Below are 19,852 nucleotides of genomic sequence, written 5' to 3' on the forward strand. Positions count from 1 at the left end.
TGACGAAATGTCGGGACCGCAAGTCGCTATCGACCTTGGCCGCATCGAGCGCAACGCCCGCACCATCGTCGAGCGCTGCGCGCTGTCCGGCATCAAGGTGTTCGGAGTTACGAAGGGCACATGCGGCATGCCGCAAGTGGCGCGGGCCATGCTGCGCGGCGGTGTTGCCGGCATCGCGGAATCGCGCTTCGAAAACATCCGCCGGCTGCGCGACAGCGGCATCAATGCGCCGGTCATGCTGCTGCGCAGCCCGCCCATGGCGCGCGTAGAGGAGGTCGTGCGCACCGTCGACATCAGCCTGCAGTCGGAACTAACCACCATCCGCGAGATATCGCGCATTGCCGAGCGCATGGGCCGCGTCCACGATATCATGCTGATGATCGATCTCGGCGATCTCCGCGAAGGCATCTGGCCAAGCGACCTGATCCCCACCGTCGAGCAGATCCTACAATTCAAGGGCGTGCGCATCGCCGGCATCGGCACCAATCTCGGCTGCTTCGGCGCCATAATGCCGACGCCGGAGAACCTTGGCCAACTCGTCGCCCATGCCTACAAAACCGAGCGCCTGTCCGGCAAAAGCCTCGACTTCATTTCCGGCGGCGCCTCGTCATCGCTGACGCTGCTGCTCGAAGGCAAGCTGCCGCCCGGCATCAACAATCTGCGCGTGGGCGAGGCGATCCTGCAAGGCGGTGTCGAAACCTTTCGCGACGTGCCGTGGCCCGAACTCGAACCCGATGCCTGCCGGCTGACCAGCGACATCATCGAGGTCAAACTCAAGCCTTCGCGGCCGATCGGCACATCCGGCTACGACGCCTTCGGCAACCAGCCGGTCTTCGCCGACGAGGGCGACCGGCTGCGCGCCATCGCCAATATAGGCCGCGAGGACGTGCTGGTCGAAGGGCTGACGCCGATCGCCAAAGGGGTGAGGGTGCTCGGCGCTTCCAGCGACCATCTGCTGCTCGATGTGCAGGATGCCGATCCGCGACCTACCGTCGGCGACCGTGTCGCCTTCCGCATGAATTATGGCGCCATGCTTCTGGCGATGACCTCGGAATATGTCGAGAAGGCGCCGATGCACGACGTCGCGGATTTCTCCGGCCGCAAGATGGTGTCGATCTCGGCCGAACCGGAAGCCGGCGGGATTATCGCCCGCGAGGGAACCGGCGCGCGGCTGGAGGCAATGAATTTCGACGTGGTCGAACTCGCCGACGTCGAGCGGCCGCCCTCGGGCCTCGTCCGTCTCGCCGCCGGCGCAGATCGCCGTATCGCCCACAAGGCGCTGACCGCAACGGCGCGGGCGACGCATTCCTTTGGCCTGATCTGGATCGATTCCCTCGCCGCCCTGATGCCCGAGGACGAGGAGGCCGAAGACATGCCTGAAGTCTCGGTGCTGGCCCGCGCGCTCGGTCTCGATCACAAGCCCGGCGCGCTGCAGCCGCAGCTGTCGCCGGAAAATGTCGTCATCGTGGGCCTGCGCCATGCCGATCCGGCGGAGGCAAGGGTGCTCAAGGATTCGCGTGTCTCGGCCTTCACCATGACCGACATCGACGCCATGGGCATGCGCGACCTCATGCATGAGGCGATCCGCATCGCGACGTCGGGCACGCAGGGCTTTCACGTCAGCTATTCGCCGACGGCGACCGAATTTACCGGCTGGGCTGCGGGCTCGGGCGGGCTGACGGTGCGCGAGACGCATCAGGCAATGGAGGCGATCTCGCTGTCCGGCGGTCTGCTGTCGATGGATGTTTCCGGGCTGACCGCCGGTCTGGAGCCGCGGATCGGCGCCGGCGCCGTCAACTTCGTCATGTCGGCCTTTGGGAAGCGGATTTTGTGATCAGCCTTGCGCGTCGACTGCCGCGCGCCACGCGGTGACATAGGCCGCCCAGACCGGGTCGGTCTGCGGCTCAATTCTTTCGCCCTTGCCGTGCGTCACTGGCTGATCGGATGCGAGCAGTGCCGCGCCGATGCTGGTGCCGGTGGCCGCCTCGGAGGCGATGACGATGCGCGCGGTCGCTGCCGCCAGCATGCCGACAAAGAGCCGGTTGCGAGCAAACGGTCCTTCCACGGTGGTCGGGCCGTCGGCGCCGATCAGCTCGAGGCAGGTCGCCGTCATCAGTGCCAGATAGAAGGAAATGGCGGCGAACCGCTCGCCTTTGCTGATGCCGTCGGCATCAAGCCATTCCGCGGCATGGTGCGGGAACGGTCCCGATCCCTGCTGCGTAGAAGGTAAAAGCAGCATTTTTCCGGTCAGAACGGCCAGCACCTCGCTGCCGCTGCAGTCCTGCGGCTTGTCCTTGGTCAGCTGGGAAAACTCGCGGCCACCCATGAACCGCGCCGAGGGGACGGGAGCGCCAAGCGCGCTGACATTGACCAGCGTGTCGCGCGCAGCATCGAGCGCAATCTCTCTGCCGCCGACCGCCATCGATACCACCCAGGTGCCGGTCGAGACGACCGAGAAGGGCGGCTCGTCGGACAGAAGATGCGGCAATAGGGAGGCGTTGGAATCGTGCAGGCCACAGAATACCGGGGTCTGCGGATCGAGCCCGGTGCGCGCGGCAAGCGCCGGCAGGATCGGGCCGAGCTGGTCCCTGGCCGGCCGCACCGGCGCCATCAGGCTGCGCCAATTCAGGCTGTCGACCATCGAGGAAAAGTCCGCCTCCCAAGGGCTCCACAGATCGGTGTGGCAGCCGAGCGAGGTCACCTCGTTGGCGGCAACGCCGGTCAGGCGCAGCGCCCAGTATTGCGGATACATCAGCATCGCGGCGGCCCTGGCGAATTCGGTGTGAAAACGCTTCTCAAGCCAGAAGAATTGCGCACCGAGATTGAGGCCGAGCGGCAGGCGCGGCGTCCCAGTCTCAATGAAGGGCGGACGGATCGCACTATACTCTGTAGCCAGCCTGTCGGGGCCGTCGAACTCATAGTCGAGGACAGGCAGCACCAGTTCGCCCGCTGCGTCGACCAGCACGCCGGTCGCACCATGCGTGGTGATCGAAATCGCTTCGATACGCTGTTCGCGGTTGAGGCTGGCAAGGCTGTTGAGGATGAACCTCCACAGCGACTCGACATCGTGATGCGGGTAGGGCGGCTGCCGCAGCGGGGCATTGGCCATCCGGCGCAGTGCGACCTCGCTCAACGTCGTGAGATCGACCAGCGCCACCTTGGCGTTGGTCTTGCCGATGTCGATGACGGCGATATGGCGAAGCACGTTCATGCCATATGGAACATTGTTTCCAGCGGTATGGCCACCGGCTCGTTGTCGGGCTTCGTTTCCATGATGTCGGCCATGTGAGCCCACCAGCGCTGCATCACCGGATGGCTCGGCAGGTCGGCCATGCCGTGATCGTCCCGCCGCCACAGCACGCCGAACAGCATGTTGGTCTCTTCATCGAGATGGATGGAATAATCGGAGACGCCGGCCTGTTTCAGTAGTGCGGCCAGAGGCGGCCAGATTTCGTCATGACGCTTCTTGTACTCGGCCTTCATGCCGGGTTTGAGCTTCATCTTGAACGCGTATTTCTCAGGCATCAGCTGCTACCACGCAGCCGCCGCCAGACGATCGGCAGTGCGATGACGACGATCAGCAGCAAGCCGATGAAGATCGACATGACGATGCCGGGAACGTTGAGCAGGCCAAGCCCGAAGGTCACCAGTCCCATGATGAAGGCGGCGAGCACGACACCGACAATGCTGCCGGAGCCGCCCAGAATGCTGACGCCACCGAGCACCACCATGGTGATGACTTCCAGCTCGTAGCCCTGTGCGATCGACGGCCGCGTCGAGCCGAGCCGCGAGGTGATCAGCACCGAGGCGATGCCCGCCATCAGCCCGGTCAGGCAAAACAGGATGAATTTGATGCGGCCGACACGAACGCCGGAAAACTGTGCCGCGACAGGATTGTTGCCGATGGCAAAGACACGGCGGCCGAAACTGGTGCGATGCAGGAGGAACCAGTAGACGGTGGCCGCTATGAGGAACAGCACCAGCTCGAACGACACCACCCACCAGACATAGCCCTGGCCGAAGAAGGCGAAGTTCTCGGGGTAACCCTTGTAGGCCTGGTCGCCGAGGATGATGAAGGCGATGCCGCGAAACAGGCTCATCGTACCGATGGTGACGACGATGGAGGGCAGGCCAAGCCTTGTCACCAGCAACCCGTTGAAGGCGCCGCAGCCGAGCCCGACGACGATGCCGATCGCCACCAGCACTGGCGTCCCGGCGCCGGCCTGCACCGCCATGCCCATCATAGTCGAGGCGAGTGCGATGATGGCGGCGACAGAGAGATCGATCTCGCCCGAAATGATCAGCAACGCCATGGCAAAAGCGATCAGGCCCTTTTCGGTGAAATTGAAGGTCAGGTCCGACAGCGAGTAGGCGTCGAGGAAATAGGGCGAGGCGAAGCTGTTGATGGCGAAGATGCCGACGGCCACCACGACCAGCAGTGCCTCCCAGGAAAAGATCGCAGAGCGGAGCGGCTTGTCGAGCCGGTCGGGAATGTGGCGCGGGGCGGGAATGTCGCTCATGCCGTCTCCGCTTTCCGCAGGATGATGCGGCCCTGCTGGCGTTCGCCGCGTGCGTTGAGCACGACGGCCAGGATGATGGCGCTGCCCGAAATCGCCATCTGCCAGAAGGGCGATATGTTGATGACCGGAAGTGCGTTGGAAATGATGCCGAGAAACAGCGCTCCTAACATCGCGCCGCCGACCGAGCCGATACCGCCGGCGATCGAGATGCCGCCGATGACGCAGGCGGCGATGATGTTGAGCTCATAGCCGTTGGCGACCTCGACCGAGGCGATGACGTAACGCGAGATCCAGAGATAGCCTGAGAGACCGCCGATCATGCCGGAGATGCAGAAGACGATGAATTTCGTCCGGCCGACATCGATGCCGGCATAGACCGACGCCGTCGGGTTGACGCCGATGGCGTAGATCGAGCGGCCGAGCGCGGTGCGCGTCATCACGACGAAGAACAGCGCGATGACCAGGATGGCGATCCAGGACAGGACCGGGATGCCGAGGAAGGCGGCACGCTGGAAGCCGATGAACTCCGGGCTCATCTTGTCGGCATTGACCCAGGCGCCGCCGGAAAGGACGAAGGTGGCGCCGCGATAGATGGTCAGCGTGCCCAGTGTCACCACGATCGAGGGGATGTTCAGCCGCCACACCAAGAGGCCGTTGATGGCGCCGAGCACCAGCCCGACGGCGAGCGCGATGACGATCAGCAGCGGGATGGGGATCGCCGGATGCGCGGCGTTCAGCATCGCCACCACCATGCCGGTGAAGCACAGGTTGGATGCCATCGACAGGTCGATCGAGCGGGTCAGGATGACCACCATCTGTCCCAACGCCAGGATCATCAGGATAGAGGTGTCGTTGAACACCTGGCGCAGATTGTCGGGGTCGGCGAAGGCGGGGAAGCGCGTCGAGATCAGAGCGATCAGCACGACGATCGCCACAGCCAGCCAGACTTCACGGTATTTCAGCAAAGCCTTCATGCGGCGATCCCCGCTGCCGTGCGGACCAGCGTCTCGGCATCCAGCCCCTTATTGTCGTAGACCGCCGCGACCAGCCCTTCGCGCATGACGACGACGCGGTCGGACATGCCGAGAATCTCGGGCAGTTCCGACGACACCATGATCACCGACAGGCCCTGCGCGACGAGCTCCGCCATGAAGCCGTGCACGGCGGCCTTGGAGCCGATGTCGATGCCCTTGGTCGGCTCGTCCAGGATGATCACCTTGGGCGCTGTCGCCAGCCATTTGGCGATGACGATCTTCTGCTGGTTGCCGCCCGACAGCGTGCCGACATCCTGGCTGAGCGAGGAGGCCCTGAGGTCAAGCCGCTCGGTGTAGGAGCGGGCGAGCGCGAATTCGTCCGACAATCGCAGCAGGCCGGATTTGGAGGTGCGCTTGAGCGAGGGAAGCGAGACGTTTTGGAAGATCGGCAGGCCGATCACCACGCCCTGCTTGCCGCGTTCCTCCGGCACGTAGACGATGCCGGCTTCGATGGAATCCGCCGCCGATTTCGGCGTGATCGTCTTGCCTTCCAGCGTGATCGTTCCACCCGATATACGGGTGATGCCCGATATCGCCTGCATCACCTCTGACCGCCCGGCGCCGACAAGGCCGTAGAAACCGAGGATCTCGCCCTTGTGCAGTTCGAAGCCGATGTCGTTGAATTCGGTCGGGTGCGAAAGGCCAGCGACCGACAGCACCGGCGCGCCGATCTCGGCCTTGCGTTGCGGAAAGATGTGATCGACCGAGCGGCCGACCATCATCCGCACGATCTGGCTCTGGCCGGTATCCTTGATAAGGCCCTCGCCAACCATCTCGCCGTCGCGGAACACGGTGTAGCGATCGGCGATCCGATAGATCTCGTCGAACTTGTGGCTGATGAACAGGATCGCCTTGCCTTCCTCCTTGAGGAATTCGATCAGCAGGAAAAGCTCCTCGATCTCCTTCATTGAAAGGGCTGCGGTCGGCTCATCCATGATAACGATCTGCGCATCGATCGACATCGCGCGAGCAACCGCTACCAGATGCTTGTTGGCGATGCCGAGGTCTTTCAGCCGCGCATCGGCGTCGATATGGCCGGCATGCATGGTGTCGAGCACTTCGCGCGCGTGTTTTCGCATGGTGCGCCAGTCGATGGTGCCTAGCCGCGTGCGCGGCGCATGGCCGAGAAAAATGTTTTCGGCGACGCTCAGATCGTCGAACAGCACGGTTTCCTGATGAATGGCGGTGACGCCGTGGCCGAAGGCGGCATGCGCGCTGGGCAAAGTGACGGCCTGGCCGTCAATGCTGATCGTGCCGGCGTCCGGCTGGTAGATGCCGGTCATGATCTTGACCAGCGTCGACTTGCCGGCGCCGTTTTCACCGATCAGCGCCGTAACCTGGCCGGGGTAAAGCGACAGGCTGACATTGTGCAGCGCGCGCACGCCGGGAAAGCTTTTGGAGACGCCGGACAGCGTCAGGCGCGGGGCAGGACCCGTGGGCTCCTCCTTCGCAATGCCGTGCTGGGCTGTCGTGTCCATATCCGTATCAAGCCCTGAAACAAGGTCCGTTTAAAGTCGCGGCGGGATTTTGGTCCCGCCGCGCTTGGTCCGAGACGTCCGAGATCAATAGATCTTGGAGAACTTTTCGATGTTGGACTTGTCGAACTGGAAGGGCGGAGCCATCGCAGCCGAGTTGCTGTCATCGAGCGTGACCTTGCCGACGCGGCCGATCGACAGCGTTGCGCCCGGCTTTGCCTCTTCCTTCTTCACCGCCAGATCATGAGCGAGGTAGACGGCGGAATAGCCGAGGTCGATCGGATTCCAGAGGGCAACCGCCTGGCTGGAACCGTTGTCGATGAACTTCTTGAACTCCGACGGCAGCGCCAGACCCGTGACATTGACCTTGCCGATCAGGTTCGCGTCGGTGACGACCTGGGCAGCGGCAACGACGCCGACGGTGGTCGGCGCGATGATCGCCTTGAGGTTCGGATAGGATTTCAGCAGGCCCTTGGCTTCGTCGGTGCTCTTGGCCGAATCGTCATCGCCGTAGACGGTGGCGACGAGTTTGATCTTGGGGAATTTCTCCGGCAGGATCTTCTTGGCCGCGTCGATCCAGGCGTTCTGGTTGGTCGCGGTCGACGAAGCCGACAGAATGGCGACTTCGCCGCCTTCCGGCAGATAGTCGGCGGCCAGCTTGATGATGGTCTCGCCGATCAGGCCGGTGTCGGACGGGTTGAGATGCAGCTGGCGGCCTTCCTTGGCGACGCCCGAATCCCACGAGATGACGGTGATGCCGCGCTCCATGGCCTTCTTCAGCACCGGCACCAGCGCGTCGGCGTCATTGGCCGAAATCGCAATGGCGTTGACCTTCTGCGCGATCAGCGAATTGACCACTTCGATCTGCGCTTCGGCGGTCGCCTTGGTCGGGCCGGTGTAGATGATGTCGACATCGCCGAGTTCCTTGGCCGCCTCTTCGGCGCCCTTGTTGGCGGCGTCGAAGAAGCCGTTGCCGAGCGACTTCACCACCAGCGCGATCTTGACGTTCTCGGCATAGGCGGCATTCACGAACATGGCGGCCGAGAACGCGGCCGTCACCATCAATTTCTTCAGAAAGCTCATCGTATTTCCTCCCTTGAGCGTTGCATTCCATCGTCGCTGCGGTTGGCCTCAGGCCTGCAGCGAGGATTCTTCCTTTGCCGACTTGCGGGCGACGATCAGCGTCACACCCGCGGCCTCCAGCATGTTGGCTTCGCGATCCTCGATGCCGTCATCGGTGATGACGGTGGCGATGCGCTTGAGCCCGCACAGGATCAGGCTCGAGCGCTGGCGGAATTTCGATGAGTCGACCAGCACCACCAGTTCGTCGGCCTGGTCGATCAGTTTCTGCTCCGCCTGGATCAGCAGCGGGTCGCCTTCCATCAGGCCAAGCGGCCCGAGCCCTTGAGCGCCCATGAACATGCGGCGCGCGTAGAAATTACGCGTCACGTCATTGTCGAAGGGCGAGAGGATGATGTTCTGCTCGCGGTAGATGGTGCCGCCCGACAGCATGACGGTGTTCTTCGAATGCTTGAGCAGGTGCTCGGCGATGGGGAACGAATTGGTGAAGATCGGCATGCGGCGTCCGGTCAGGAAATGCACCATCTGGAAGGTGGTGGTGCCGCCATTGATGATGATCGGTTCGCCGTCCTTGCACAGCTCCACCGCTTCGCGCGCAATCGCGCGCTTCTGCGAAGCGTTAAGCGTTTCGTTGACGGAAAAGGGCCGGCCGGCGAGGCCGATGAACTGCGGTGGCGAGATCGCCTCGGCGCCGCCACGCACGCGACGCAGGCGCTTTTGCACATGAAGAGCCGCGATATCGCGCCGGATCGTCGCCTCGGAGGAGTCCGTCAGGTCGACCATCTCCTGCACCGTCACCACAGGCTTTTCCTGGACGGCGGACAGAATGATCCTGTGGCGCTCTTTTTCGTGCATGGTTCCTCCCTGCATGGTCATGAGGCACTAGAAAACCACCAGTGTCAATCATTTCCGCTCATATAATTTCATTGTGCAGTGCAATATGATCGATCTTGATCGTTTATGATTGACAACCGAGATGCTTGCGTAGACATTTCCGGCAAAATGGACCGCGCCTTTTGCGTCCCAGGGAGGATAATCATGCTCGACAAGCGCTCCGGCTCGCGCCTTGCCAACCTTTGGGACGATGCTAAAGCCAAGGGGCTGAGCGAGCCTGAGCTTCTGGTCTATCGCTCCAACACGCTCGGCTCCGACAAGCGTGTCACCAATTATGGCGGCGGCAACACCTCGTCCAAGATCCGGCAGAAGGACCCGCTCTCTGGCGCCGAAGTCGAAGTGCTATGGGTCAAGGGCTCGGGCGGCGACAGCGCCTCGATCAAGCTGGACGGTTTCGCCACGCTTTACATGGACAAACTGCAGGCGCTGAAAGGCCTTTATCGCGGCGTCGCGCATGAGGACGACATGGTGGGCTATCTTCCCCACTGCACCTTCAATCTCAACCCGCGCGCGGCCTCGATCGACACGCCGCTGCACGCCTATGTGCCGAAGCCGTTCGTCGATCACATGCATCCCGATGCCATTATCGCGATTGCCGCGGCCAAGGATTCCAAGGCGTTGACCAAGGAGATATTCGGTGACGCCATCGGCTGGCTGCCGTGGAAGCGGCCGGGCTTCGAACTTGGCCTCTGGCTGGAGAAATTCTGCGTCGAACACCCCGAGGCCAAGGGCGTCATCCTCGAAAGCCACGGCTTGTTCACCTGGGGCGACACACCCAAGGAGTGCTATGAGACGACGATCTCGGTCATCAACCAGGCGATCGAATGGTTCGAGCGCCGCTCCGAGGGTCTCGCCATCTTCGGCGGCGAAGTCGTCAAATCGCTAGACGCTGCTGAGCGCCGCGCCATCGCGGCGAGACTGATGCCGAGGATCCGCGGCCTGATTTCGGAGAAGAGCCACAAGCTCGGCCATTTCGACGATTCCGCCGCTGTGCTCGAATTCGTCAACTCCAGGGATTTGCGCCCGCTGGCGGCACTCGGTACCTCATGCCCGGATCATTTCCTGCGCACAAAAATCCGCCCGCTGGTTATCGAGTTCGACCCAGCGAAGCCCGACGTCGAAGCCGTGATTGCGCGCCTCGCCGACGATATTGCTGAGTACCGTGTCGGCTACCAGGCCTATTACGACAGCTGCAAGCATCCGGACTCGCCCCCGATCCGTGACCCCAACGCCGTGGTCTACCTGATGCCCGGCGTCGGCATGTTCACCTTCGCCGGCGACAAGGCCACCGCCCGCATCTCTGGCGAATTCTACGTCAACGCCATCAATGTCATGCGCGGGGCCTCGACCGTTTCGTCCTATGTCGGCCTGCTGGCGCAGGAGGCCTTCGACATCGAATACTGGCTGCTCGAGGATTTGAAGCTGCAGCGCATGCCGAAGCCGAAGTCGCTCGCCGGCCAAATCGCGCTGGTCACCGGCGGCGCCGGCGGCATCGGCCGCGCCACCGCCAATCGCCTGCTGCGCGAAGGCGCCTGCGTCGTGCTGGCCGATATCGACGAGACCGCACTTGCCAACGCCAACGACGAACTGGCGAAAGCCTATGGCAAGGACTTCGTCCGGCCGGTGCTGATCAACGTCACCGCGGAGGAGCAGGTGATTTCCGGCTTCGCCCAGACAGCCGTCGAGTTCGGCGGCATTGATATTCTCGTCTCCAACGCAGGCCTCGCCTCCTCGGCGCCGATCGAGGAGACGACGCTGGCGCTGTGGAACAAGAACATGGACATATTGTCGACCGGCTATTTCCTGGTCTCGCGCGAAGCCTTCCGGCTGTTCCGGGCCCAGAAGATCGGCGGCAATGTCGTCTTCGTCGCCTCCAAGAACGGTCTTGCCGCGTCACCCAATGCCGCCGCCTATTGCACCGCCAAGGCGGCCGAAATCCATCTCGCCCGCTGCCTGGCGCTGGAAGGCGCGGAAGCCCAGATCCGGGTCAACGTCGTCAATCCGGACGCCGTGCTGCGCGGTTCGAAGATCTGGACCGGCGAGTGGAAGGAACAGCGCGCCGCCGCCTACAAGATGTCGACCGACGATCTGGAAGAACACTACCGCTCGCGCTCGATGCTGAAGCGCTCGGTGTTTCCCGAAGACATCGCCGAAGCGATCTATTTCCTGGCGTCCGACATGTCGGCCAAATCCACCGGCAACATCATCAACGTCGACGCCGGCAACGCGCAGAGCTTTACGCGCTGAGTTAAGGGCGGAGCGCTTCTCTTCTCCCCGTCACTATACGGGGAGAAGGTGGCCCGAAGGGCCGGATGAAGGGCAGCGCTGACTGAACGCATTGGGAGGAATAGCACTTGTCCGAAACCATCATCGCCGCCGATCTCGTCTCCAGCCACAACGCCCAGCGCAAACCCGACCTCGAGCGCGACTACGCGTCGCTCGGCGAACGCCTCGACCGCCGCGGCATCGCCATCGATGCCATCCGCGACAAGGTCGAGAAATTCGCCGTCGCCATTCCGTCCTGGGGCGTCGGCACAGGCGGCACGCGGTTTGCCCGCTTTCCCGGCGCCGGCGAGCCGCGCGACATTTTCGACAAGATCGAGGACTGCGCCGTCATCAGCCAACTGACGCAGGCGACACCGACCGTCTCGTTGCACATCCCGTGGGACAAGGCCGATCCGAAGCGGCTGAAGCAGGCCGCCTCGCGCTTCGGCCTCGGCTTCGACGCCATGAATTCCAACACCTTCTCGGATGCCAGGGACCAAAAACTGTCCTACAAGTTCGGGTCGCTGTCGCATGCCGATGCCGGCACGCGCCGGCAGGCAGTCGAGCACAATCTGGAATGCATCGAGATCGGCAAGACGCTTGGTTCCAAAGCGCTGACGGTGTGGATCGGCGACGGCTCGAATTTCCCCGGCCAGGTCAATTTCGCCAAAGTCTTCGAGCGCTATCTCGACGCGATGAAGGAGATCTATGCTGGACTGCCCGCCGACTGGAAGCTGTTCACCGAACACAAAATGTACGAGCCGGCTTTCTACTCCACGGTCGTGCAGGACTGGGGAACCAATTACATGATCGCGCAGGAGTTAGGCGACAAGGCGTTCTGCCTGGTCGACCTCGGCCATCACGCGCCCAACGTCAACATCGAGATGATCGTATCGCGGCTGATCCAATTCAAAAAGCTCGGCGGCTTCCACTTCAACGATTCCAAATATGGCGACGACGACCTCGATGCCGGCTCGATCGATCCCTACCGGCTGTTCCTGGTCTTCAACGAACTGGTCGATGCCGAACAGTCGGGCGCGGAAGGGTTCGACCCCGCCCACATGCTCGACCAGAGCCACAACGTCACCGACCCGATCGAAAGCCTGATGCTGTCGGCAGTCGAGGTGCAGCGCGCCTATGCGCAGGCGCTGCTGGTCGACCGCAAGGCGCTCGAGGGTTTCCAAGACGGCAATGATGCGCTGATGGCGACGCAGACGCTGAAAGCTGCCTACCGCACCGATGTCGAGCCGATCCTGGCCATGGCGCGGCTGAACACAGGCGGCGCCATTGATCCAGTCGCCGCATATCGCGCGGCGGGCTACCGGGCGAAGGTCGCGGCGGAACGGCCGGCGGTTGTGGGCGGGTCAGGCGGGATTGTTTGAGATTGGCTAATCTCCACCACGGGGGGGAGATTAGCTTGCCTCTGCCGGCAGGCGAACACCAATATGTGTTCGCTCATATTGATGATGGACTCGGCCGCTCCATGTAGCTCTTCTAGGCACACCGCACTTGGAGCACCGCCATGCCCTTGACCCGCCGGACGCTGATTGGCGTCACCCTTTCGCTCGCAATTGCGCTCGCGCCATCCGGCGCGCTCCATGCCGCATCGCCTCAACCTGCGAAGGGCGAGCACGGCATGGTCGTCACCGCCCAGCATCTGGCGTCGGAAGCCGGCGTCGAGGTGCTGAAGAAGGGCGGCAATGCCGTCGATGCGGCGGTCGCCGTCGGCTATGCGCTCGCCGTCGTCTACCCTAATGCCGGCAATATCGGCGGTGGCGGGTTCATGACCATCCGCTTCAAGGACGGCAAATCGACCTTCCTCGATTTCCGCGAGCGCGCGCCGCTGGCGGCAACCAAGACCATGTATCTCGACAAGGACGGCAATCCGGTGAAGGGCGCCAGCCTTGATGGCTACCTCGCGGTCGGCGTACCTGGTTCCGTGGCAGGGTTCGAGATGGCTCGTGAAAAATATGGCACGCTGCCACGCCAGGATTTGATGGCGCCGGCAATTGCCTATGCCAAGGATGGCTTCATCCTCGACCAGGGCGACGCTGCTTCATTCGCAAGCAATGCCGCACGGCTGGCGAAGGACCCTGCCGCCGCCGCCATCTTCCTGAAGCCGGACGGCAAACCCTATGGCGCCGGCGAGCGTTTCCTCCAGCCCGATCTTGCAGCCTCGCTCGCCGCCATCTCCGAAAAAGGCGCCGACGCCTTCTACAAAGGCGCCATCGCCGACGCCATCGTCAAGGCGAGCGGCGCCAAGGGCGGCATTCTGGTCAACTCAGACTTCGAGCAATATAAGGTACGCGAGCTGCAACCGGTGAGCTGCACCTATCGGGGCTATGAGATCACGTCCTCGCCGCCGCCAAGCTCCGGCGGCGTCATCATCTGCGAAATCCTCAACGTGCTGGAGGGCTACCCGCTGTCTTATCTCGGCGCCCGCTCGGCCGAGACCGTGCATGTCATGGTCGAGGCGATGCGCTACGCCTATGTGGACCGCAACTCGGCGCTCGGCGATCCCGATTTCGTCGACAATCCGGTCTCGAAACTGCTCGACAAGGGTTACGCCAAGGAGATCCGCGACAAGATCGACCCGTTCCGCGCCGGCGTCTCGCAGGATTTGATGCCGAAGGGCTTCGGCGAGTCGAAGGAAACGACGCACTATTCAATCATCGACGATGACGGCAATGCGGTCGCGGTCACCTATACGCTGAACGGTTCGTTCGGCGCCGGCGTGGTCGCCGACGGCACCGGCATCCTGCTCAACAACGAGATGGATGATTTCACCCAGAAGCCTGGCGTGCCCAACCTCTACGGTCTCGTGCAGGGAGAGGCCAATGCCATCCAGCCGAAGAAGACGCCGCTGTCATCGATGAGCCCGACCATCGTCGCCAAGGACGGCAAGCCGTTCATGGTTATCGGCAGCCCCGGCGGCTCGCGCATCATCACCATCACGCTGGAAGCCATCGTCAACGTCATCGACCACGGCATGAACATCCAGGAGGCGATCGACGCATCGCGCATCCACCATCAATGGCTGCCCGACACGATCTATGTCGAACCCTTCGGCCTGTCGCCCGACACGGAAAAACTGCTGGCCGGCATGGGCTACCACCTCGATCTCGCGGATTCTACCTGGGGTCAGGCTGCCGGCATTCTTGTCGGCGGCAAGAGCCTGGCGGAAATCGAGAAGGGCGGCGGCGCCCGTTACAACGGCGCCATCGACAGCCGCGCCGCATCCGGCGAGGCGATTGGCTACTGATCACAACAAGAGATTGATCAGAGGACGAGCGTAAGCGTCGACCCGACGAGCATCAGCGCCGCGATCACAACGAACGCCGCGTAGATGCGAGGACGGTCGAGGAGCAGCGCATTGCCCGATATCCAGGCCGCGGTTGCGCCGCCAAGCGCAAACAGGAAGCCGTTCCGGTGACCAAAGGTCATGGAAGCGGCCATCAGCCCGCCAATGATCAGCGCGCCGAAGACGATGATCACGGCAACGGCGTATTTCTCGAAGTCGTTGCCGCCGCCCATGGCCGGGCCGATCGCGTTCAAATTCGTCAGATCGTCCGGATCGAACGGGTTGGTCGATCCATATTCATCTTGACCGACAGGTTCTCGCATCATTCATTCTCCGCTGACCGGCAACAAATCATCAACATCTGCCGAGCGCAACCGGATCGCGCCGTGCCGAAGGCCGCCGATGCGGTCTTCAACACTTTCTGATGCCGACTTGCCACGGTTTTTTTGCGCCGGTTCACAAAATCTACCCTGCTTTCGGGTCCACACGCCTGAATACCTGGAAAATGAATTACCTGGAAAAATCGCTGCGCACGATGCCGTGCCGCTGCAGCTTGTCGTAGAAGGTCTTGCGCGGAATGCCGAGCGCTTCAATCGTGCGCCGGACATCGCCGTCATTGCGGCCAAGCGCCTCGCGGATGACATTGGCTTCATAGCGTTCCAGCCGTTCCGGCAGTGAGCTGGCGTCATCCGGCTCCGCCGGGGCGGAAGGTGGCGCTTGCGCCGCTTCCTCCAGTCCAAGCACGAAACGCTCGGCGAAATGCGCGAGTTCACGCACATTGCCCGGCCAGTCGTGCTGGCTCAGATGGCGGTGCACTGAGGCAGGCACGGCTGGCATTTGCCGGCGGAAGCGGGCGGCTGCACGCTCGGCGAAGTAGAAGAACAGCAGGGCGACGTCGTCGCGGCGTTCGCGCAGCGGCGGGATCGAGATCGTCACCACATTGAGCCGGTAGTAGAGATCCTCGCGGAAGGCGCCGCGCCGGCTGGCATCGCCGAGATCGACCTTGGCGGCGGCGACGACGCGCAGGTCGACCGGCCGGATTTCATTGGTGCCGAGCGGCGTCACCTCGCGCATTTCCAGCACCCGCAGCATCTGCACCTGGGTCGAGGCCGGCATGCTTTCGATCTCGTCGAGGAACAGCGTGCCGCCGCTCGAATGCTCGATGCGGCCGATGCGCTTCTTCTGTGCGCCGGTGAAGGCGCCGGCCTCATGGCCGAACAGTTCGCTTTCGATCACCGTATCCGGCAGCGTGCCGCAATTCAGCGCCACGAAATTGCCCCTGGCGCGGCGGCTCCAGCGATGCAGCAGGCTCGCCACCACCTCCTTGCCGGAGCCGGTCTCGCCGGTCACCAGAACGTCGACATCGGTATCGGCGATTTGCCGCAGCGTCCGGCGCAATCGCTCCATCGCCGGCGTCTGCCCGATCAGCGGCAGGCCGTCCTGCGCCTGTTCGGCGCTTTCGCGCAAGGCGCGGTTCTCCATCACCAGCCGGCGCTTTTCCGCCGCCCGTGCCACACTTTGCGCCAGCCGGTCGGCGGCGAAGGGCTTGGTGATGAAGTCGTAGGCGCCATCCTTGATCGCCTTGACCGCAACCGCGATGTCGCCATGCCCGGTGACCAGGATGACCGGAATGTCGGCATCGAGCTGCAAGACGCGGTCGAAGAGCTGAAGGCCGTCAATGCCGGGCATGCGGATGTCGGACACCACCACGCCAGGAAAATTGGCGTCGAGCCCGGCCAGCGCCTCGTTCGCCACCGCAAAGGCCGAGACAGAGAAACCAGCGAGTTCCAGCGTCTGCCGCGTGGCCCTCAGCAATTCGCTATCGTCGTCGATCAATACGACCGGTGCGGTGTCCATCATGCTGCCCTGGCGAGGTGAATGGTAAAGCGCGTGCCGGCCTGGCCGCTCACCACCTCGATGCGTCCGCCATAGTCGGCAACGATGTCCTGCGAGATAACGAGGCCGAGCCCGAGGCCTTTTTCCTTCGAGGTGTTGAACGGCGTGAACAATGACTTGAGGATGGCAGGCGAAATGCCCGGCCCATTGTCGGCGACGGCAAGCGCCACACCGTCGGCCGTCTCCTGGGCCGACACCTGCACCCTGGCGCCGTCGCGCCCGTCCAGCGCTTCCAGCGCATTCTGGAACAGGTTGATCAGCACCTGTTCGAGCCGCAGCCGGTTGCCCATCACCTTGAGCGTTACCGGCGGCAGCGTGATATCGAGCGCGTCCAGCCGGCCGGCAAAGCGGCTTCTGAGCAGCACCACGGCGCCCTCGATGACGCCGCGCAGTTCGACCGGTTCGGCTGCCGTGCGCCCCTTGCGGGCAAAGACCTTCAACTCTTCGGTGATGCCGCCGATGCGCTCGGTCAGCGCGGCAATCGCTCCAAGGTTCTCCTCGGCCGAGGCGGTCTGCTTGCGCTCCAGGAACACACGCGCATTGTCGGCATAGGCGCGGATGGTCGCCACCGGCTGGTTGATCTCATGCGCGACGCCGGCGGCAACCTGGCCGAGGGTAGCAAGACGGTTGGCCTGCACCAATTCCTGCTGCATGACCTGAAGCTTGGCTTCGGTGCTGCGGTGATCGGTGATCTCGGCCTGCAGCCGGTCGCGCGCCAGGCTGAGGTCATGCGTACGCTCGACGACGCGGCGCTCGAGCTCGATGCGCGCTGCCTGTTCGGCAGCGATGCGCATCTGCGCCGACTGACGGCGCCACAGGAGATAGCCGGCCAGCGCCAGCAACGGCACCACGACGCCCAGCGCCAGCAGCCGCATCTCACGCACCGCAGCCGCGATCGGCGCTTCGACCGGCACGAGATAATCGAGCCGCCATGGCGTCGATTGGACCAGTGTCGAAAGCCTGAGATATTCGGCATCGCTGCCGCCCGGTGTTATCGCATGCACCATCGACACGTCAGGGCTCAATGCCTCGGGGCGTGTGATCGGCAAGGGGATCAGCGGCGCGTTGCCGAATTGCTGGCTGCTCCGGATGGCGGCAGCCACCGGGCCGGTCAGCGGCGCGGTGGTCATGAAGCGCCAGGACGGCACGCTGGTGATCAGCACGACGCCGTGGTCGTCGCTGACATAGGCCGGCCGGTTGGCCTCATGCCAGTCGGCTTCAAGCTGGTCGAATTCCATCTTAACGACGACGACGCCGAGCGGTGCCGCCGCATTGCCGACGCGACGCGAAATATAGAGGCCCGGGCGCTTGCTGATGTTGCCCAGCGCAAAATATTCGGCCGTTCTCGATTGCATGGCGCCGGAGAAATAGGCGCGGAAACCATAGTCGTTGCCGACGAAGCTGGTTGTTTCGCGCCAGTTGCTGGAGGCGATCGCAAACCCGTCGACGCCGGTGACGTAAAGCACCGAAGCCTTGGTGCCGGAGACCAGCCCTTCGAGCTTGCGGTTGAGCACGTCGATCGTGACAGCGCCCTTGTTCTGCAGGGCGTCATGCACCTGCTGGTCCTCGGACAAGAGCAGCGGCAGCGCCCGCGGGCTTTCCAGCACGGCGCGCAGCAACGCAACCTTCAGATTGGCATCGGTGCGGCCTTGCGCCGCCAGTGCCGCGACCTCGGCGCGGCGCGCGTAGAGGCCGGCGCCGGTGAGCGCCGTGGCAACGATCACCAGCGCGATCGCCGCAAACAGCAGCCAGGCGCGACGCGCGCGTTTGCCGAGTTGCTCGGGCGTCGGCGACAGGACCGCGGCAGGGCGTTGCAGCATTCCCTATTTGTGCATGATTTCGCACAAAGCACAATTCAGTCATGCGGATGTCCGCACTTGCGTTGAGCGGCAGCAGCCTCGATCGGACGAATACCCAACAAAATCAATGGCTGCGGTATGCCGCACAGTCTGGCACGGCAGTTGCAGTGACCAATACAGCAGTCGCAAGGCTGCGGAAAACAACTGCCCCGGGAGGTCGAGCTTTCGATCGGGGCGCCATGGAGGACGTCATGCAGCCAGCATTCGCTGCCGCCGAACCGCGCGGCAAGCTACCCTTTTACCGTCATCTCTACGTGCAGGTCCTGACGGCGATCGCCGCCGGCGTGCTGCTCGGTCATTTCTATCCCGAACTCGGTGCTTCGCTGAAGCCGCTCGGCGATGCCTTCATCAAGCTGGTCAAGATGGTGATCGCGCCGGTCATCTTCCTGACGGTGACCACCGGCATTGCCGGCGTCTCCGACCTGAAAAAGGTTGGCCGCGTCGCCGGCAAGGCGATGATCTATTTCCTGGTCTTTTCGACCCTGGCGCTGGTCGTCGGCATGGTCGTCTCCAACGTCGTCCAACCGGGCGCCGGCATGCACATCAATGCGGCGACGCTCGACCCCTCGAAGGTCGCCACCTTCACCGAGAAGGCGCATGACACGACCATCGTCGGCTTCCTGCTCAACATCATCCCCGACACCATCACCGGCGCCTTCGCGCAAGGCGACATTCTGCAAGTGCTGTTCTTCTCGGTGCTGTTCGGCATCTCTCTCGCTCTGGTCGGCGAGCGCGGCCGCCCGGTCGTCGATTTCCTGCAGGCGCTGACCTCGCCTATCTTCCGCCTGGTCGCCATCCTGATGAAGGCCGCCCCCATCGGCGCCTTCGGCGCCATGGCCTTCACCGTCGGCAAATACGGCATCGGCGCGATTGCCAACCTCGCCTTTCTGATCGGCACCTTCTACCTGACGTCGCTGCTCTTCGTGCTGGTCGTGCTCGGCGCTGTCGCTTGGTACAACGGCTTCTCGATCCTCGCCTTGATCCGCTACATCAAGGAAGAGCTGCTGCTGGTGCTCGGCACCTCGTCCTCGGAAGCCGCTCTTCCCGGCCTGATGGCCAAGATGGAGCGCGCCGGCTGCAACCGCTCGGTGGTCGGCCTGGTCATCCCGACCGGCTATTCCTTCAACCTCGACGGCACCAACATCTACATGACGCTGGCGGCGCTGTTCATCGCCCAGGCGACCGATACGCCGCTCACCTATGGCGACCAGATTCTGCTGCTGCTGGTTGCCATGCTGAGCTCCAAGGGTGCCGCCGGCATCACCGGCGCCGGCTTTATCACGCTGGCCGCCACGCTCTCTGTCGTGCCTACGGTACCCGTTGCCGGCATGGCGCTGATCCTAGGGGTCGACCGCTTCATGTCGGAATGCCGGGCGCTGACCAACTTCGTCGGCAATGCAGTGGCGACGATTGTTGTGGCGCGCTGGGAAGGCGAACTCGACCAGACCAAGTTCGCCGCCGCCATGGCCGGCACATTGTCCGAGGAAGCCGACCTGGCGCTGTCGGGCGATCTGCAGCCCGCCTGATT

At 63.3% G+C, this 19,852-nt stretch carries 15 protein-coding genes; 5 read left to right on the forward strand and 10 right to left on the reverse strand.

The window, feature by feature from the left end:
• The first annotated feature begins 7 nt into the window (after positions 1-7).
• Positions 8-1,834 carry an alanine racemase gene (locus NLY36_RS19980; protein WP_023736120.1) on the forward strand — a complete coding sequence of 609 codons (1,827 nt, stop codon included), beginning with the start codon at positions 8-10 and terminating at the stop codon, positions 1,832-1,834.
• Here NLY36_RS19980 and NLY36_RS19985 read toward each other — a convergent pair whose 3' ends face one another.
• The 7 genes from NLY36_RS19985 to NLY36_RS20015 all read right to left on the reverse strand — a co-directional run bounded on the left by NLY36_RS19985 (position 1,835) and on the right by NLY36_RS20015 (position 8,964).
• Positions 1,835-3,211: an FGGY-family carbohydrate kinase gene (locus NLY36_RS19985; protein ID WP_023736119.1), complete on the reverse strand. Its 1,377-nt coding sequence runs from the start codon at positions 3,209-3,211 to the stop codon at positions 1,835-1,837.
• Complete coding sequence (gene rhaM / locus NLY36_RS19990) at positions 3,208-3,525, reverse strand: L-rhamnose mutarotase (protein ID WP_023736118.1); 318 nt, start codon at positions 3,523-3,525, stop codon at positions 3,208-3,210. Before rhaM ends, NLY36_RS19985 begins: the two co-directional genes overlap by 4 nt.
• On the reverse strand, positions 3,525-4,520 hold the full coding sequence (locus NLY36_RS19995; protein WP_023736117.1) for an ABC transporter permease: 996 nt from the start codon (positions 4,518-4,520) through the stop codon (positions 3,525-3,527). Before NLY36_RS19995 ends, rhaM begins: the two co-directional genes overlap by 1 nt.
• Positions 4,517-5,494, reverse strand: a complete 978-nt coding sequence (locus NLY36_RS20000; RefSeq protein WP_023736116.1) for an ABC transporter permease — start codon at positions 5,492-5,494, stop codon at positions 4,517-4,519. The genes NLY36_RS19995 and NLY36_RS20000 overlap by 4 nt, the downstream gene beginning before the upstream one ends.
• Positions 5,491-7,032, reverse strand: coding sequence for a sugar ABC transporter ATP-binding protein (locus NLY36_RS20005; protein ID WP_023736115.1), 1,542 nt, complete (start codon positions 7,030-7,032; stop codon positions 5,491-5,493). Before NLY36_RS20005 ends, NLY36_RS20000 begins: the two co-directional genes overlap by 4 nt.
• A gap of 84 nt (positions 7,033-7,116) precedes the next feature.
• Positions 7,117-8,112 (reverse strand): rhamnose ABC transporter substrate-binding protein, encoded by a 996-nt coding sequence (gene rhaS, locus NLY36_RS20010; protein WP_023669661.1) that lies wholly within the window; start codon positions 8,110-8,112, stop codon positions 7,117-7,119.
• 48 nt (positions 8,113-8,160) lie between these two features.
• The gene (locus NLY36_RS20015; protein WP_023669662.1) at positions 8,161-8,964 is read right to left on the reverse strand and encodes a DeoR/GlpR family DNA-binding transcription regulator; all 804 of its coding nucleotides are present in this window, start codon (positions 8,962-8,964) and stop codon (positions 8,161-8,163) included.
• Between the two features lie 183 nt (positions 8,965-9,147).
• Here NLY36_RS20015 and NLY36_RS20020 point away from each other — a divergent pair, with 183 nt between their 5' ends.
• From NLY36_RS20020 to ggt, 3 genes are all read left to right on the forward strand, one after another.
• Positions 9,148-11,250 carry a bifunctional rhamnulose-1-phosphate aldolase/short-chain dehydrogenase gene (locus NLY36_RS20020; RefSeq protein WP_023736114.1) on the forward strand — a complete coding sequence of 701 codons (2,103 nt, stop codon included), beginning with the start codon at positions 9,148-9,150 and terminating at the stop codon, positions 11,248-11,250.
• Between the two features lie 107 nt (positions 11,251-11,357).
• The gene (rhaI, locus tag NLY36_RS20025; RefSeq protein ID WP_023736113.1) at positions 11,358-12,650 is read left to right on the forward strand and encodes an L-rhamnose catabolism isomerase; all 1,293 of its coding nucleotides are present in this window, start codon (positions 11,358-11,360) and stop codon (positions 12,648-12,650) included.
• 140 nt (positions 12,651-12,790) lie between these two features.
• Positions 12,791-14,530 (forward strand): gamma-glutamyltransferase, encoded by a 1,740-nt coding sequence (gene ggt, locus NLY36_RS20030; RefSeq protein WP_023736112.1) that lies wholly within the window; start codon positions 12,791-12,793, stop codon positions 14,528-14,530.
• 17 nt (positions 14,531-14,547) lie between these two features.
• Here the strand turns inward: ggt and NLY36_RS20035 are convergent, their stop codons facing one another.
• The 3 genes from NLY36_RS20035 to NLY36_RS20045 all read right to left on the reverse strand — a co-directional run bounded on the left by NLY36_RS20035 (position 14,548) and on the right by NLY36_RS20045 (position 18,285).
• Positions 14,548-14,895: a hypothetical protein gene (locus tag NLY36_RS20035; RefSeq protein ID WP_032885862.1), complete on the reverse strand. Its 348-nt coding sequence runs from the start codon at positions 14,893-14,895 to the stop codon at positions 14,548-14,550.
• A gap of 184 nt (positions 14,896-15,079) precedes the next feature.
• Positions 15,080-16,429, reverse strand: a complete 1,350-nt coding sequence (locus NLY36_RS20040) for a sigma-54-dependent transcriptional regulator (RefSeq protein WP_023736111.1) — start codon at positions 16,427-16,429, stop codon at positions 15,080-15,082.
• A complete protein-coding gene (locus NLY36_RS20045; RefSeq protein WP_023736110.1) occupies positions 16,426-18,285 on the reverse strand; it encodes a sensor histidine kinase in 1,860 nt (619 codons plus the stop codon). Before NLY36_RS20045 ends, NLY36_RS20040 begins: the two co-directional genes overlap by 4 nt.
• Positions 18,286-18,515: 230 nt before the next feature.
• Here NLY36_RS20045 and NLY36_RS20050 point away from each other — a divergent pair, with 230 nt between their 5' ends.
• Entirely contained in the window at positions 18,516-19,850 is a 1,335-nt protein-coding gene (locus NLY36_RS20050) for a dicarboxylate/amino acid:cation symporter (protein ID WP_023681916.1), read from the forward strand.
• Positions 19,851-19,852: the final 2 nt, after the last annotated feature.

The sequence above is a fragment of the Mesorhizobium sp. C399B genome (genome assembly GCF_030323185.1).
Lineage (GTDB): Bacteria > Pseudomonadota > Alphaproteobacteria > Rhizobiales > Rhizobiaceae > Mesorhizobium.